Genomic DNA, 13,245 nt, shown 5'->3' on the forward strand with positions numbered 1-13,245 from the left:
GCACGAGCAAGGGAGCCGGAATGCGCACCGTGAACGGACGGACCGACCGGGTGGTCGTGGTCGGGGCCGGGCTGGGTGGGCTGGCGTGCGCGCTGCACCTGGCCGGCAGCGGCCGGCAGGTGACCGTGCTGGAACGCGAGCCGGTGCCGGGCGGGCGCGCCGGCCGGCTCAGCGTCGACGGGTACGAGTTCGACACCGGCCCGACCGTCCTCACCATGCCCGACCTGATCGCCGAGGCGCTGGGCGCGGTCGGCGAGGAGCTGACCGACTGGCTCGACCTGACCCCGCTCGACCCGGCCTATCGCGCCTACTACCCGGACGGGTCGACGCTGGACGTCATCACCGACACCACCCTGATGGCCGCCGAGATCGCCAAGGTCTGCGGCCCCCGGGAGGCGGACGGCTACCTGCGCTTCGTCGACTACGCCCGCAACCTGTGGAAGTGGGAACGCGCCGACTTCATCGAGCGCAACCTCGACGCGCCGACCGACCTGCTCACCGGCAACCTGCTGAAGCTGTTCGCCAACGGCGCGTTCCGGCGACTCCAGACGAAGATCAACCAGTTCTTCCGCGACCCGCGTACCCAGCGGATCTTCTCCTTCCAGGCGATGTACGCCGGGCTGTCGCCGCACGACGCGCTGGCCATCTACACGGTCATCGCGTACCTCGACTCGGTGGCCGGGGTGAGCTTCCCGCGCGGCGGTATCCACGCGGTCTCCCGGGGCATGGCCGGCGCGGCGGAGAAGCACGGCGTGCAGATCCGGTACGGCACCACGGTGAGCCGGGTGGAGACGGCACACGGCCGCGCCACCGGGGTGGTCACCTCCGACGGCGAGTTCGTGCCCGCCGACGTGGTGGTGCTCAACCCCGACCTGCCGGTCGCCTACCAGGAGCTGCTGCCCGAGAGCCGGCAGCGCAGGCTCACCTACTCGCCGTCGTGCGTGGTGCTGCACGTCGGTTCGAAGCAGGGCTATGGCAAGATCGCCCACCACAACATCCACTTCGGACGCGCCTGGAAGGGCACGTTCGACGAGGTGATCCGGCGAGGCGAGCTGATGACCGACCCGTCGCTGCTGGTGACGAATCCGAGCCGCACCGACCCGTCGGTGGCGCCGGCCGGCAAGCACACCTACTACGTGCTGGCCCCGGTGCCCAACCTCGACCGGGCGCCGTTCGACTGGTCCGGTGACCTCACCGACCGCTACGCCGGTCAGCTCGTGGCGACGCTGGAGGAGCGCGGCTACGTCGGTTTCGGCGACGGCATCGAGGTGCTGCGCGCGGTCACCCCGGCCGACTGGGCGGCGCAGGGCATGGCCGCCGGCACCCCGTTCGCCGCCGCGCACAGCCTCTTCCAGACCGGCCCGTTCCGCCCGTCGAACCTGCACAAGACGCTGGGCAACGTGGTCTTCGTCGGCTCCGGCACCCAGCCCGGGGTGGGCGTGCCGATGGTGCTGATCAGCGGCAAGCTGGCCGCCGCGCGCATCACCGGGGACTCCTGATGGGCCGGGAGGAGCACCTGGTCGAGCTGGTGGACGACGGCGGCCGGGTGCTCGGCGAGACCACCGTGGCCGCCGCCCACCAGCCGCCCGGCCGGCTGCACCGGGCCTTCTCGGTGCTGCTGGTCGACCCGGACGGCCGGGTGCTGCTCCAGCAGCGGGCCGCGGTCAAGACCCGGTTCCCGCTCCGCTGGGCCAACTCCTGCTGCGGGCACCCGCTGCCCGGCCAGTCGTTGACCGACGCCGCCAACCGCCGGCTCGCCGAGGAACTCGGCCTCGGCCCGGTGGACCTCACCGAGGTGGGCGTTTACCTCTACTACGCCGAGGATCCGGCCACCGGCCGGGTCGAGTTCGAGTACGACCACGTGCTGCGCGCCGAGGTGCCCGCCGACTTGCCGACCCGGCCCGACCCGGACGAGGTGGCCGACCTGCGCTGGGTGGACCCGGTCGCGGTGCTGGCCGACCTCGACACCGACCCGCGGGCGTACGCCCCCTGGTTGGGCGGCGTGGTGAACCGGCTTCTGCACCCGGTCGGCGTGGCCCGGTCCGGCGCGCCGGCCGACGAGGCACCGGAGCGGTCGGGTGGCCGATGAGGCACTGAGCGCGGGGGCGGTCGCACGCCGGCTCGGCGTGGCGGTCACCACCCTGCGCACCTGGCACCAGCGCTACGGCCTCGGCCCGAGCGAACACGTGCCCGGCCACCACCGGCGCTACACGCCCGCCGACCTCGCCCGCCTGGAGATCATGCGACGGCTCACCGGGGAGGGCGTCGCGCCGGCCGAGGCGGCCCGCTGGGCCCGCCAGGCGCCGGCCGTGCTCCCACCGGACCGGCTCGGCCTGAAGGCCCGCACCTCCACGGTCCGCGACGGCGGCGGCACCACCATCCCGGTCGGACGGGCCGGGCCGGTCGCCCGCGGCCTGGCCCGGGCCGCCATGCGCCTGGACTCGCTGATCATCGGCCGCACCATCGGCGATTCCCTCGCCGCCGACGGCGTGGTGGCGACCTGGGAGGGCCTGCTGCGACCGGTGCTCGCCGGAATCGGGGAGCGGCACGCGGCCACGTCCGGGCTGATCGAGGTGGAGCACCTGATGTCCCGGTGCGTCTCCGAGGCGCTCGCCTCGGTGGCCCGGGCGCACCCGACCGTCGGGCCGCCCCGGATCCTGCTCTCCTGCGCGGACGAGGAGCAGCACTCGCTGCCGCTGGAGGCGCTGGCCGCCGCGCTGGCGGAGGCCGGCGTGAGTTACCGCATGCTCGGCGCCCGGGTGCCGGTGGCCGCCCTGGTCGAGGCGGTCAACCGGACCGGGCCGGCGGCCGTGGTGCTCTGGTCGCACACCCGGGCCACGGCCGGTCCGCACCAACTCGCCGCGCTGCTGGCGGTCCCGCGCCGGCCCCTGCTGGTGCTCGCCGCCGGGCCGGGGTGGCGGGCCGACTCGCTGCCGGCCGGGGTGGTCCGACCGGTGGATCTGGCCGAGGCGCTCTCGCTTGCCGTGGCGGTACGGGACTCGCTGGACCAGTCGGCGGCGGGCTGAGGGCCTTTCCGCTCCGGGGCGGCGTCCACTACGGTCGGAAAGTCCGTCTGACCCCGACCCCCTCCGGGAGCGACAGATGCGTCCCCGCACCCTGTTGGCGTTCGCCCTCGGCCTGGTGCTCCTCGTCACCGGCTGCGGCGATCCGGGCAAGACCCCGGAGAAGGTCACCGCCCAACCCTCGGCCTCGGCCACGGCGGAGCCGAGCCCGACCCCGAGCCCGAAACCGCGGCCGACCCGCACCACCCCACCGCCGAAGCCGAAGCTGCGGCCGGTGCCGAAGAAGCTGCCGCCGGGCCTGCACCGGGCCAGTGGGAGCCCGGGGGTGGCGTTGACCTTCGACGACGGTCCGGACCCCCGCTACACGCCGCAGATCCTGGCCCAGCTCCGGGCGGCCCACGTCACCGCGACGTTCTGCGTGGTGGGCCGGCAGGCCAAGCGCTACCCGCAGCTGGTCGCGCAGATCGTCCGCGAGGGCCACCAACTCTGCAACCACAGCTGGCACCACGACGTGGACCTCGGCCGGCGCCCGGTGGCGGAGATCCGGGCGGACCTGGAGCGGACCAACCGCGCCATCCGCGCCGCCGCCCCCGGCGCGCCGATCACCTGGTTCCGGCAGCCCGGCGGCCGCTGGACCGCCGAGGAGCTCACCGTCGTCCGGCAGCTCGGGCTGCGTCCGCTGCACTGGAGCGTCGACCCGCAGGACTGGGACCACCCGCCGGCGAAGACGATCATCAAGCGGGTGGAGTCGGCGACCCACCACGGCTCGGTCGTGCTGATGCACGACGCGGGCGGCGACCGGACCCAGACGATGGCCGCCTGCCGGCGCCTGATTCCGGACCTCAAGCGGCGGTACGGGATCGTCCGGCTCCGGTGAAACCGCGTCTGACCTGCACTCTTGTCCGCCGGTGTGCCGACGGCCATACCGGTTTGGTCGTCCGAGGAGGCATGGCATATGCTTCTCATGCCTCCGGCGGGGCCGGATGGGAGCAAGTCCGCTTGAAGTTGCGAGTGTGCAATGATGGCGGGGCCGCCCTCATCGTCTAGCGGCCCAGGACGCCGCCCTTTCAAGGCGGTAGCACGGGTTCGAATCCCGTTGGGGGCACGGTCCGGCTCGCGCCGGATGCAACACCAGCCAGGTCCTGTGGAGCAGTTGGAGTGCTCGCCGCCCTGTCAAGGCGGAGGTCGCGGGTTCAAGTCCCGTCAGGACCGCAAGCGCTGACGCCGCGCACCTCATGCGCGGCGTTCTGCGTATCGGCCCATGCGGTAGCATGTGCCGAGCACCACGGCCAGGTAGCTCAGTTGGTACGAGCGTCCGACTGAAAATCGGAAGGTCGGCGGTTCGACCCCGCCCCTGGCCACATAGCCTTTCGCCGGGCTACAGGAGCGCCGACCAGCGGAAACGCCGGTCGGCGTTCTGCTTCTCGCCCCGAGAGCCCGGATGTCTGGTCCGTCCCTCGTTGACCCCGGAATCCCTCTGTCGCCCGGCGACGCTCTCTCAGCCGACCGGCATGACGGGGCCGTGCAATCCCCGTGCAAGAAGGAGTGGCCAACCCCTACCTTGCAAAGATCAAGACTGCTGTCGGCCGGCGTCGGAGCGGTAACTGACAGGCGACACCCTCAGCGCGCTGATCGCGGCAGATCCAGATGTCACTTGCCCTACCGGCGTAATTGCAGAGCCGGCCGGCGGCCTGGTACGGGTACGGTTCAGCGCGCCGCGTTCAGGTAGCGCAGCACGGCTAGTACTCGACGGTGGTCGGTCCGCGCTTGGGGTAGGTCGAGCTTGGCGAAGATGGATGTCACGTGTTTCTCCACGCTGCGAGGGGCCAGGTAGAGCGACTCGCAGATGGCCGCGTTGGACCGGCCCTCGGCCAACATACTGAGCACCTCCCGCTCCCGGTCGCTCAGCCGGGCCAGGCCCGCGTCCACCGCCGGCGTCGCCAGCAACTGCCGCACCACCTCCGGATCTAGTGCTGTTCCGCCGGCAGCCACCCGGCGCAGCGCGTCGACGAAGTCATCGGTGCTGACGATGCGGTCCTTCAACAGGTACCCGACCCGCTCGGGATGCTCGGCGATCAGTTGCCGCGCGTACTGGGTTTCCACCCACTGCGAGAAGACCAGCACAGCGGTGTCCGGGTGAGCCGCCCGGATCGTCAATGCCGCCCGCAGACCTTCATCGGTGAAGGTCGGTGGCATCCGAACGTCGACCACCGCCAGGTCCGGCGCGTGCTCGCCGACCGCCGCTCGCAGGTCGTCACCGTTGTCCACCGTCGATACGACGGTGATTCCGTGATCGGTCAGTAGCAGCCTGATCCCGTCGCGTAGCAACGGGTTGTCCTCGGCGATCACTACTCGCATGGCAGCTCCACGGTGACAGTCGTCGGCCCACCGGGTGGGCTGTGTACCCGCAGCGCGCCGTCCAGCGACTCGGACCGCCGGACCAGGCCAGCCAGGCCCGTACCCTCGCTCCCAGGCCGCGCCCCGCCGCGCCCGTCGTCGGTGACGGTCAGGCGCAGCGCGCCGTCCAGCGCGCGCAGGTCAAGCCGGATCCGGCTGGCCCCGGCGTGCTTGGCCACGTTGGTGAGCAGTTCGGCGGCGCTGAAATAGAGCGCCGACTCGATCTCGGGCGCCGGTCGCTCAGGCAGGTCCACGTGCACGTCGACCGGCACCGCGCTGCGCGCGGCCAGGGTGTCGATCGCGGTGCTCAGGCCGGCGTCCAGTGCGGGCGGGTGAATGCCCCGCACGATGTCCCGCAGCTCGGTCAGCGCCTCCACCACCGCCCCCTTGGCCTGCGCCGCCATCGCCCGAAGCTCCGGCTCGTCGACTCGACGCTCGATACGGGACAGCGTCACCCCCAGCGCGACCAGCCGGGCCTGCGTGCCGTCGTGCAGATCCCGCTCAACCCGCCGCAGCAGCGCTGCCGCGTCTGCCCGCAGCGCGGCCCGGCTCAGCTCCAGCGCCGCGATCCGGGACCGCTCCGGGCTCGGCTCCAGTAGCGCCCGCACCAACCGCCGGTCCAGCCACACGATGAGCCGGAAGTACCACGGAAACGCGAGCAGCGCGACCAGCCCCTGGGCGACCAGACCCCAGGATCCGCCCCACGGTGACTCGTCGGGGAACCGATGCACCCACACCGGATAGCTGACGCCCAGCAGCCCTCCGCCGACAAGGACCCCGCCGATGTACGTGGCGGCGGTCATCAGCGGCAGCCGGGCGAAGCAGTAGGCGAGCGCCTTCCAGGCGCCGGGGTCGGTCAGCACCGCTCCGGCCCAGCGCACCGGCCCTGGGCCCCGGCGGCGTACGGGCGGAGGGTTCGGCCAGCTCCAGCCGAGGAACAGCCGGGCCGGCCCACGGAAATACCGAACGGTCAACCGGGCCAGCACCAGCACACCGGTCAGCAGTGGCAGGCCGATCGTCAACAGCGACAGTACGGCGAACACGAGCCCCAGCAGCGCGATCGCGAAGGTCGGCACGGCCAGCACGGTGCCGGTGACCGCGTACCCCACCTCACGCCAGGTCCGGGCGGCCACCGGCGCGCGCAGGATCGCGACGGCGACCGATCTCACGGGTCCACGACCAGCGACTCCACGGGCGGGCGGCGCATCACCACCAGCGCCGGGGCCACCGTGCCCAGCAGGACCAGCCCGACCACCACAGCCAGGCCGAGGGTCAGCTGCCCGGGCGGCAGGTGCGGCGTCCACGTACCCAGCATGCCGTGCAGCATCGGCACCACGCTGACCATCGCGACCACCGTACCCACGATCACGGCGGTCAGCGTGACGACCAGCGCTTCGCAGACGATCACGGCCAGCGCCTGCACCCGGCTCGCCCCGACCAGTCGGGTCACCGCGAGTTCACGGCGTCGGGACAGCAGCACGGTCACCAACGTGTTGACCGCAGCCACCGCGGCGAACGCGACGCAGACGGCGGTCCCGGAGTAGTCGGTCCACACCTCCGCTGCGCGGTCGGGCCTACCGTGCACGTGCCCGGAGGTGGTGTGCACCACGACCTTCACCATGGCGAACGCGATCGCGAGGACCAGCGGCACCAGGGCGCCGGACAGAGCCTTGGCGCGCACCGCGAGGTTCTCCGCGGCCAGTACGCCGGTGCCGCCGAGCAGGCGTGCCAGCGGCGCGGTCAGCCGCAGCAGGACCGGGCCGAGGAAGCCGGCCCCTACACACATCGCCAGCATGGTGAAAAAGCTCGCCCCGTCCGCCTTCGCCGGGTCGCCGTTTGAGATCCGGACCGACAGAGCCACCCCGCCGGCCACCAGCAACACCCCGATCGCGGTACGCACCAGACCGGCCCGGCTCCGCGCGACGGACGTCTCGGTCAACGCCGTCGCGGGGCGTACCAGGGCCGGCCGTAGCGCGGCGAGCAGCGCACCCACCAGCGACGTGCCGACGGTGATAGTCAGCGCGACGGGCAGCGCTGCGGCCGAGGGATGAAACGTGACGCCGGGCGGGATCACCGCGTGGTCGGTCAGACCCGCGAGCCAGGCGCGGGCGAGCAGCGCCCCGAGCGGCACCCCGAGCAGCGTCGCAGGCACCGCCACCACGGCGGCCTGAGCCGCGACCGCCCGGCGCACACGCCCCGGGGTGGCGCCAACGGCGCGCACCAGCGCGATGTCCCGGGTCTGCCGGGCGATCGAGGACGTCATGGTCAGTCCGACGATCAGCGCGGTCAGGTACACCGCCAGCACCACGAACAGCGCGGCCATCTCAGGGATGCCGCTGTCAGTCAACGCCTGCCGGGCGACCGGGTCCAAGCGGGCTCCCGACATTGACGAGTTGGCACCCAGCGCGCCGGACACCAGCGCGGCGGCCAGGCACTGCGTGACGAACGGACCGGCGAACGCCCACGGCTGCTTACGCAGCGCCTGCCTGGCCAGCCCCGCGTTCACCGGGCCACCACCGGCTCGCTCGCCTCGGCGCGCAGCCGCTGCGCGATGGTGGCCGCGTCGGGTGTCGGGCCGTCCGACACCACCTCACCGTCCCGCAACAGGATCAGGCGGTCGCTCCAGGCCGCCGCGGTCGGGTCGTGGGTCACCATCACCACCGTTACGCCGGCCCGGTCCACCCCGGTACGCAACAGCCGTAGCACCTGCCCACCGGTGGCCGGATCCAGTGCCCCGGTCGGCTCGTCCGCGAACACCACCGCCGGACGGCCGGCCAGCGCACGGGCGATGGCGACCCGCTGGCGCTGTCCACCGGAGAGTTCCCCGACCGGCCGATTCGCCAGCCCGGCCAGCCCGACCTCGGCCAGCACCTCGTCCAACGGGCGCGGGCGCGGCCCACCCAGCCGCCGGGGCAGCAGGACGTTCTGCCGCACCGTCAGCTCCGACAGCAGGTTGTACGACTGGAAGACGAAGCCCACTCGGTCGCGGCGCAGCCGGGTCAGCCCGCTCTCGCGCATCCGGGTGACGTCCCGGCCCACCAGCCGGACCCGGCCCGATGTGGGCCGGTCCAGCCCGGCCGCACAGTGCAGCAGGGTGCTCTTACCCGACCCGGTCGCACCCATGACCGCCACGAACACGCCGGCCGGCACCACAAGCGAGACACCGCGAAGTGCGTTGATCGCCCGGCGGCGCGAGCCATAGCTGCGGGTCACTCCATCGAGCTCCATCACGTTTTCCATGCGCACCAGCCTCGGCGCTGGCGGCGACACGGACATCCGGGCGGCCCGAACGGTGCAGGTGCGGCTATCCGTACCGTCCACGTCCTGCCGACCCGGTGGCCGGGCCATGCACCGAGGGAGAGAACGGATATCCTCCGCGCGCTCATGGCAGATCCGGATGCCGTCCGCGGTCGCGCTCAAACGCGGGTGGCTGAGGATCGGGAAGGCCGGCGGTTCGGTCCCGCCCCTGGCCACATGGCCTTTCATCGGGCGACCGGAGCGCCGACGAGCGGAGACGCAGGTCGGCGCTCTACGTGACGTTCGGTGAGCCTGACCGTCCGCCCGGGCCTGGGCGGCTCCTCGGGACGTTAGGGTGCGTCATGACCGAGGTTCCGCTGACCGGTGGGCACATCGCCCGTGAGGTCGTCCGGATCGGCGGAACCGTGCACCGCCGAGGCGGTGAAGAGAACGCGCTGAGCATGCGGCTGCTCTCCCACCTGGAAGCCGTCGGCTACCCGTACGCGCCACGGCACCTGGGAGTCGACCCGCACGGTCGGGAGATGCTCACCTTCATCCCCGGGGAAACCACGGACCACCCCAGCCAGCGGGCGGCCGGAGCGTACGCCCTGGGCGGGAGGATGCTCCGTGCCCTGCACGACGCCACCTCCGGTCATGCCCTGGCCGCTGGCGCCGAGTGCGTCGTCCACGGTGATCCGGGTCCCTTCAACACGATCTTCCGGGACGGCCTTCCGGTTGCCTTCATCGACTGGGACTCGTGTCGCCCGGGCGACCGGCTCGACGACCTCGGTTACATGGCGTGGACCTGGTGCATCCAGTCGCAGGGCCACGTACCGGTGGCGGACCAGGCCCGTCACCTTCGTGAGCTACGCGACGGCTACGGCGATGTCGAGCCCCAGTCGCTGATCCGGGCCGTTCTGCGCAGGCAGACCGAGCTCGCCGAGGTGGAGGAGGCCAACCTGCGCGATCCGCGACACTCTCCCGCGCGGCGTCGCCACGCCGAGTGGGCGGTCGCGTGGGCGCGGGCGGACCGAGCCCTGGTCGTACGGCACGAAGAGGAGCTGTTCGCCGCCCTGGCCGCGCCGCGGCGACCGTCGGACCCGAGCGCGTAACCGTCGCCGGGCCGCGCGGAGATCCCCGGCCGGCGCGAACGCCGCCGGGGATCGTCGTGCCACATCGCCGGCGACCCGCCACTCAGGCGCAGCAGGTGCTCTCGGCGGCCTTGGCCAGCTGCGGGGAGTCGGCCTTGACGGTGTACACCTCCCACGGCTCGTCGCCCGGGCCGCGCACCCAGACCTTGTCCTGGAGCGCGTAGCAGCACTCGGTGTCGTTCTCCTCCAGCGTGACCGGGCCGGCGTCGGTGAGGCGGCCATGGCGGCGGCGACCTCGTCAGTGCTGGCCACCTCGACGCCGAGGTGGTCCAAAACGGTGGGCCGGCCGACCTCCCCTTCGAGCAGGACGAGCTTCAGCGGGGGGGGGTTCCCGGGGAAACGGTACGAGGACTGGAGCCCACCGACCCCGCCGGGCAGCCCTTCGAGGTGGTGCGGCAGGTGCGCGACGAGATCAGGGCGAGGGTCGCGGCGCCGGTCGCCGGCCTCCGACGCGACCGACGCGACTCACTGCGGCGTCTGGCCGCGACGCCACACCTCGCTCTGCACGCCGTGCCGCTCGGCGGTGTGCCGCTCCTGCTCCAATCGCGCGGCCCGCGCGGCGGCGGTGTCCTCCGGCCCGGACAGCCGCGCCCGGTCCCGGCGGGCCACCAGGACGAACGCCCCGATCATCAGCACCGCGATGACCACCAGCAAGCCGACCAGCGCTCTCATGACGTCGAGCGTAGGAAGAAGTGTCAATCCTCTTGCGCTTCAAGGTTTGTAATGCAAACCTATTTGGGTCACAGTAGCTCGATGCCCCGGGAGGAACCATGTCGTCCGCACCGTCGCCCCGCGAGGAGAGCCCGGAGGAACTGCTCGAATCGGTGACCACCCTGCGCCGCAGAGCGCGGGCGGCCCGACAGGCGTACTGGTTCCCGCTCCTGCTGTTCGGCGTGCTGACCGCCGCGGCCGCGCCGCTGTACGTCGAGTCGACGGAACCGGCCGCCCTGCGCGCCACCCCGGACAACCCGCCGCTCACCGGCCTCGGCGGCGACTTCCTGGAACGGTCGGCCGCGCTCGGCTGGTACTGGCTGGCCGCGCTCGTCGGCGGCTACCTGCTCAGCCTCGCCTGGTACCGGCGGCACGGCCGGCGCGCCGGCGTGCAGACCCCGACCCGGGCGTACGTCGTCGCCGGCATCGCCGGCACGCTCGTCGGCCTCGTCCTCCCCGTCGTGCTGGAATTCCTGCTGTTCAACACCGCGGCACCGGTGTCGGACGGCACCCGGTGGCTGACCGGCCCGCTGCTCGGCGCCGCCAACCGCGGCATGCTGCCGCACCTCGTGATCGCCCTCGGCCTGGCGGTCCTCGCCCACCTGGAACGCAGCCGACGCCTGTGGCTCGTGGTCGGTCTCCACACCGCCGTGCTCGTCGCGGTGAACGCCTGGTTCCAGGTCGCCGACCTGCAACCGGGCGACCTCCACCGGTTCAGCTTCATGCTGGCGGCCCTGCTTCCCGTACCGGTCCTGCTGATCGGCGGGGGTGTCGCGCTCGCCGCCACCAGGCAGCAGCACAATGGGTACGCGTGAGCACCGAGGACGGCCCCCGCAGCGCGCCGGCGTACCCGACGAACGGCCTCGACGACACCGTCCACCAGCGGCACCGGCTCGGCATCCTGACCATCGCCGCGGAGAGTGAGCGGGTGGAGGTCGTCTATCTCCGGGAGGCCCTCGAACTCACCGCGGGCAACCTGTCGAGGCACCTCACCGTGCTGGAGGACGCGGGCCTGATCCAGGTGGAGAAGGGTTACCACGGTCGTCGTCCGAGAACCTGGATCCGGATCACCCGGGAGGGCCGGCGGGCCCTGCTCGCCGAGATCACCGCCCTGCGGGCGCTGCTCACCCGCCACACGGCCCTCGGCCCCGGAGCGGACCCCGCCTGAGATCGCGGATCCGTCAGCGGCCCCGGCGTGGGGGGCGGTTCTGGGCCATGCCGCCCTGGATCGCCTCCCACACGCTCCGGCCCGCCTGCCGCAACGTCTGCCCGGCCTGACCCGCCAGTTGCGCCGCGCCGGCGGCCGAACCCGAGCCGGCGTCGTCGCTCGTACCGCCCGCACCACCCGACCCGGCGTCGCCGCTTCGACCACCCTCGCCGCCCGGCCCCGCGTCGCGGCCGGAGTCCCCGTCTCCCGAGTCGGCGTCAGGAGCGGAGCCCGAACCGGCTTCGGGCCCGGCCTTCGGGCCTTCGCTCTCGCGGGCAGGGCCGCTGCCGACCCCCGAACCGGCGGCGAACTCGGCCGCGGTCTCCTCGGCCGGCCGGACCGCCGATGCGGTGACCTCGGCCGCCGCCCGGTCCACGACCGGTTCGCCGAGCCGACCGGCCGCGCGGTGCACGTCCTCGACCGTCGCCCCGACCGACCGGGCCAGCGCGTCGATCACCTGCGGGTTCCGGTCGATGGTGGTCAGCGCCCGGTCCAGGATCTGCACCAGCTTCTCCAACCGGACCTTGAGCAGCGCCTCGGCCCGGACGCCGGTGATGTCCAGCTCGACGCCCTCGAGGTGCACCCGGACGCCCGCGTCGAGCTGGAGCAGGTTGGCCAGCCGGGCCCGCAACGACAGGTCCGCGTCCAGCCCGTCGACCGTCAGCCGGATCTCGTCGACCGACAACTCCGGCACATCGAGCAGGACGTCCGGCTCCGGCCCGGCGCCGCCCCCCTGCTCCGGCCGCTCGTCGGCAGGCTCCGGCCCGCGTTCGCTGGCTCGACTCTCGCTCATGCTCCCCGCTCCCCCGTCGGCCGGTCCGTCCGGTCCGGGCCAGCGGCGGTTACCCGCTTTGCGGTACGGCATCCGTCGGCCGCGACCGGGGCCCGTCGATCGACGATTCCGCCCGTCCCCGGCTGTCGGAAACACGGGCTTCCCGCTGTCCGGAAGCGGGCGCGACGAAAGCTGCACAGCGAGACATGAGCCGGTATGGTCCGGGCCTATGGGACAGGAGATGGCCGATCCGGACGAGGTCCGGCAGGAATCCGACCGCTTCTCCCTCCGCAGCAGCCTCCTGGTCCCCGTGCCCGTGGAGCGGGCGTACGCCGTCTTCACCGGCGCGCTGTCCGACTGGTGGGTCCGCGAATACACCTGGTCCGGGCCGCAGGCGCTGGCCGGGCTCGGCATCGAGCCGCGGGCCGGCGGCATGCTCTACGAGATCGGCCCCTACGGCTTCCGGAACGACTGGGGTCGCGTGCTGACCTGGGACCCGCCCCGGCGGCTGGTCTTCACCTGGCAGATCGGGCCGGACCGGGTGCCGGTGCCGGACCCGGCGCGGGCCAGCGAGGTGGAGGTCCTCTTCCATCCCGAGGACGCCGGGTCGACCCGGGTGGACGTGGAGCACCGCTACTTCGACCGGCACGGCGCGGCGGCCGAGGGCTACCGCCAGGCGCTCACGGCGGGCTGGCACGAGCTGCTCTGCCGCTACCTGGCGACGGCGGCCCGCGCGGAGGACTGACC

General features: G+C 72.9%; 14 protein-coding genes, 3 tRNA genes and 1 pseudogene. 11 read left to right on the forward strand and 7 right to left on the reverse strand.

Going from position 1 to position 13,245, the window contains the following annotated elements:
* The first annotated feature begins 20 nt into the window (after positions 1-20).
* From crtI to CO540_RS18645, 7 genes are all read left to right on the forward strand, one after another.
* Positions 21-1,499 carry a phytoene desaturase family protein gene (gene crtI / locus CO540_RS18615; protein ID WP_099163041.1) on the forward strand — a complete coding sequence of 493 codons (1,479 nt, stop codon included), beginning with the start codon at positions 21-23 and terminating at the stop codon, positions 1,497-1,499.
* Positions 1,496-2,089: an isopentenyl-diphosphate Delta-isomerase gene (gene idi / locus CO540_RS18620; protein ID WP_099163042.1), complete on the forward strand. Its 594-nt coding sequence runs from the start codon at positions 1,496-1,498 to the stop codon at positions 2,087-2,089. Before crtI ends, idi begins: the two co-directional genes overlap by 4 nt.
* A complete protein-coding gene (locus CO540_RS18625) occupies positions 2,079-3,026 on the forward strand; it encodes a MerR family transcriptional regulator (protein WP_099163043.1) in 948 nt (315 codons plus the stop codon). Before idi ends, CO540_RS18625 begins: the two co-directional genes overlap by 11 nt.
* A gap of 76 nt (positions 3,027-3,102) precedes the next feature.
* Positions 3,103-3,900: a polysaccharide deacetylase family protein gene (locus CO540_RS18630; RefSeq protein ID WP_099163044.1), complete on the forward strand. Its 798-nt coding sequence runs from the start codon at positions 3,103-3,105 to the stop codon at positions 3,898-3,900.
* A gap of 155 nt (positions 3,901-4,055) precedes the next feature.
* A tRNA-Glu gene (locus CO540_RS18635) sits at positions 4,056-4,128 on the forward strand.
* Between the two features lie 33 nt (positions 4,129-4,161).
* A tRNA-Asp gene (locus CO540_RS18640) sits at positions 4,162-4,235 on the forward strand.
* Positions 4,236-4,310: 75 nt separating this feature from the next.
* Positions 4,311-4,384 (forward strand) — tRNA-Phe (locus tag CO540_RS18645).
* 346 nt (positions 4,385-4,730) lie between these two features.
* Here CO540_RS18645 and CO540_RS18650 read toward each other — a convergent pair.
* Genes CO540_RS18650 through CO540_RS18665 form a run of 4 tightly spaced genes read right to left on the reverse strand, consistent with a single transcriptional unit; the run spans position 4,731 to position 8,648 of the window.
* Positions 4,731-5,381 (reverse strand): response regulator transcription factor, encoded by a 651-nt coding sequence (locus CO540_RS18650; protein WP_099163045.1) that lies wholly within the window; start codon positions 5,379-5,381, stop codon positions 4,731-4,733.
* Entirely contained in the window at positions 5,372-6,589 is a 1,218-nt protein-coding gene (locus CO540_RS18655) for a sensor histidine kinase (protein ID WP_099163046.1), read from the reverse strand. The genes CO540_RS18650 and CO540_RS18655 overlap by 10 nt, the downstream gene beginning before the upstream one ends.
* Positions 6,586-7,926 carry an FtsX-like permease family protein gene (locus CO540_RS18660; RefSeq protein WP_099163047.1) on the reverse strand — a complete coding sequence of 447 codons (1,341 nt, stop codon included), beginning with the start codon at positions 7,924-7,926 and terminating at the stop codon, positions 6,586-6,588. Before CO540_RS18660 ends, CO540_RS18655 begins: the two co-directional genes overlap by 4 nt.
* A complete protein-coding gene (locus tag CO540_RS18665) occupies positions 7,923-8,648 on the reverse strand; it encodes an ABC transporter ATP-binding protein (protein WP_253866042.1) in 726 nt (241 codons plus the stop codon). The genes CO540_RS18660 and CO540_RS18665 overlap by 4 nt, the downstream gene beginning before the upstream one ends.
* A 371-nt stretch (positions 8,649-9,019) precedes the next feature.
* Here CO540_RS18665 and CO540_RS18670 point away from each other — a divergent pair, with 371 nt between their 5' ends.
* A complete protein-coding gene (locus CO540_RS18670; RefSeq protein WP_099163049.1) occupies positions 9,020-9,769 on the forward strand; it encodes a phosphotransferase in 750 nt (249 codons plus the stop codon).
* Between the two features lie 82 nt (positions 9,770-9,851).
* Here CO540_RS18670 and CO540_RS18675 read toward each other — a convergent pair.
* Both CO540_RS18675 and CO540_RS18685 read right to left on the reverse strand, forming a co-directional pair.
* Positions 9,852-10,132: pseudogene (locus CO540_RS18675) on the reverse strand (glyoxalase/bleomycin resistance/dioxygenase family protein); the annotation flags it as partial.
* Between the two features lie 141 nt (positions 10,133-10,273).
* Positions 10,274-10,480 (reverse strand): hypothetical protein, encoded by a 207-nt coding sequence (locus CO540_RS18685; protein ID WP_099163050.1) that lies wholly within the window; start codon positions 10,478-10,480, stop codon positions 10,274-10,276.
* 98 nt (positions 10,481-10,578) lie between these two features.
* On the opposite strand from CO540_RS18685, the gene CO540_RS18690 reads away from it, so the two are divergent.
* Positions 10,579-11,334 carry a hypothetical protein gene (locus CO540_RS18690; RefSeq protein WP_099163051.1) on the forward strand — a complete coding sequence of 252 codons (756 nt, stop codon included), beginning with the start codon at positions 10,579-10,581 and terminating at the stop codon, positions 11,332-11,334.
* Entirely contained in the window at positions 11,331-11,687 is a 357-nt protein-coding gene (locus tag CO540_RS18695) for a transcriptional regulator (RefSeq protein ID WP_099163052.1), read from the forward strand. The genes CO540_RS18690 and CO540_RS18695 overlap by 4 nt, the downstream gene beginning before the upstream one ends.
* A gap of 13 nt (positions 11,688-11,700) precedes the next feature.
* Here the strand turns inward: CO540_RS18695 and CO540_RS18700 are convergent, their stop codons facing one another.
* A complete protein-coding gene (locus CO540_RS18700) occupies positions 11,701-12,519 on the reverse strand; it encodes a hypothetical protein (protein ID WP_099163053.1) in 819 nt (272 codons plus the stop codon).
* A 208-nt stretch (positions 12,520-12,727) separates the two neighbouring features.
* On the opposite strand from CO540_RS18700, the gene CO540_RS18705 reads away from it, so the two are divergent.
* The gene (locus CO540_RS18705; protein ID WP_172967872.1) at positions 12,728-13,243 is read left to right on the forward strand and encodes an SRPBCC family protein; all 516 of its coding nucleotides are present in this window, start codon (positions 12,728-12,730) and stop codon (positions 13,241-13,243) included.
* Positions 13,244-13,245 lie beyond the last annotated feature (2 nt).

Origin of the sequence: Micromonospora sp. WMMA2032 (assembly GCF_002688545.1) — a bacterium.
GTDB lineage: Bacteria > Actinomycetota > Actinomycetes > Mycobacteriales > Micromonosporaceae > Micromonospora > Micromonospora sediminicola.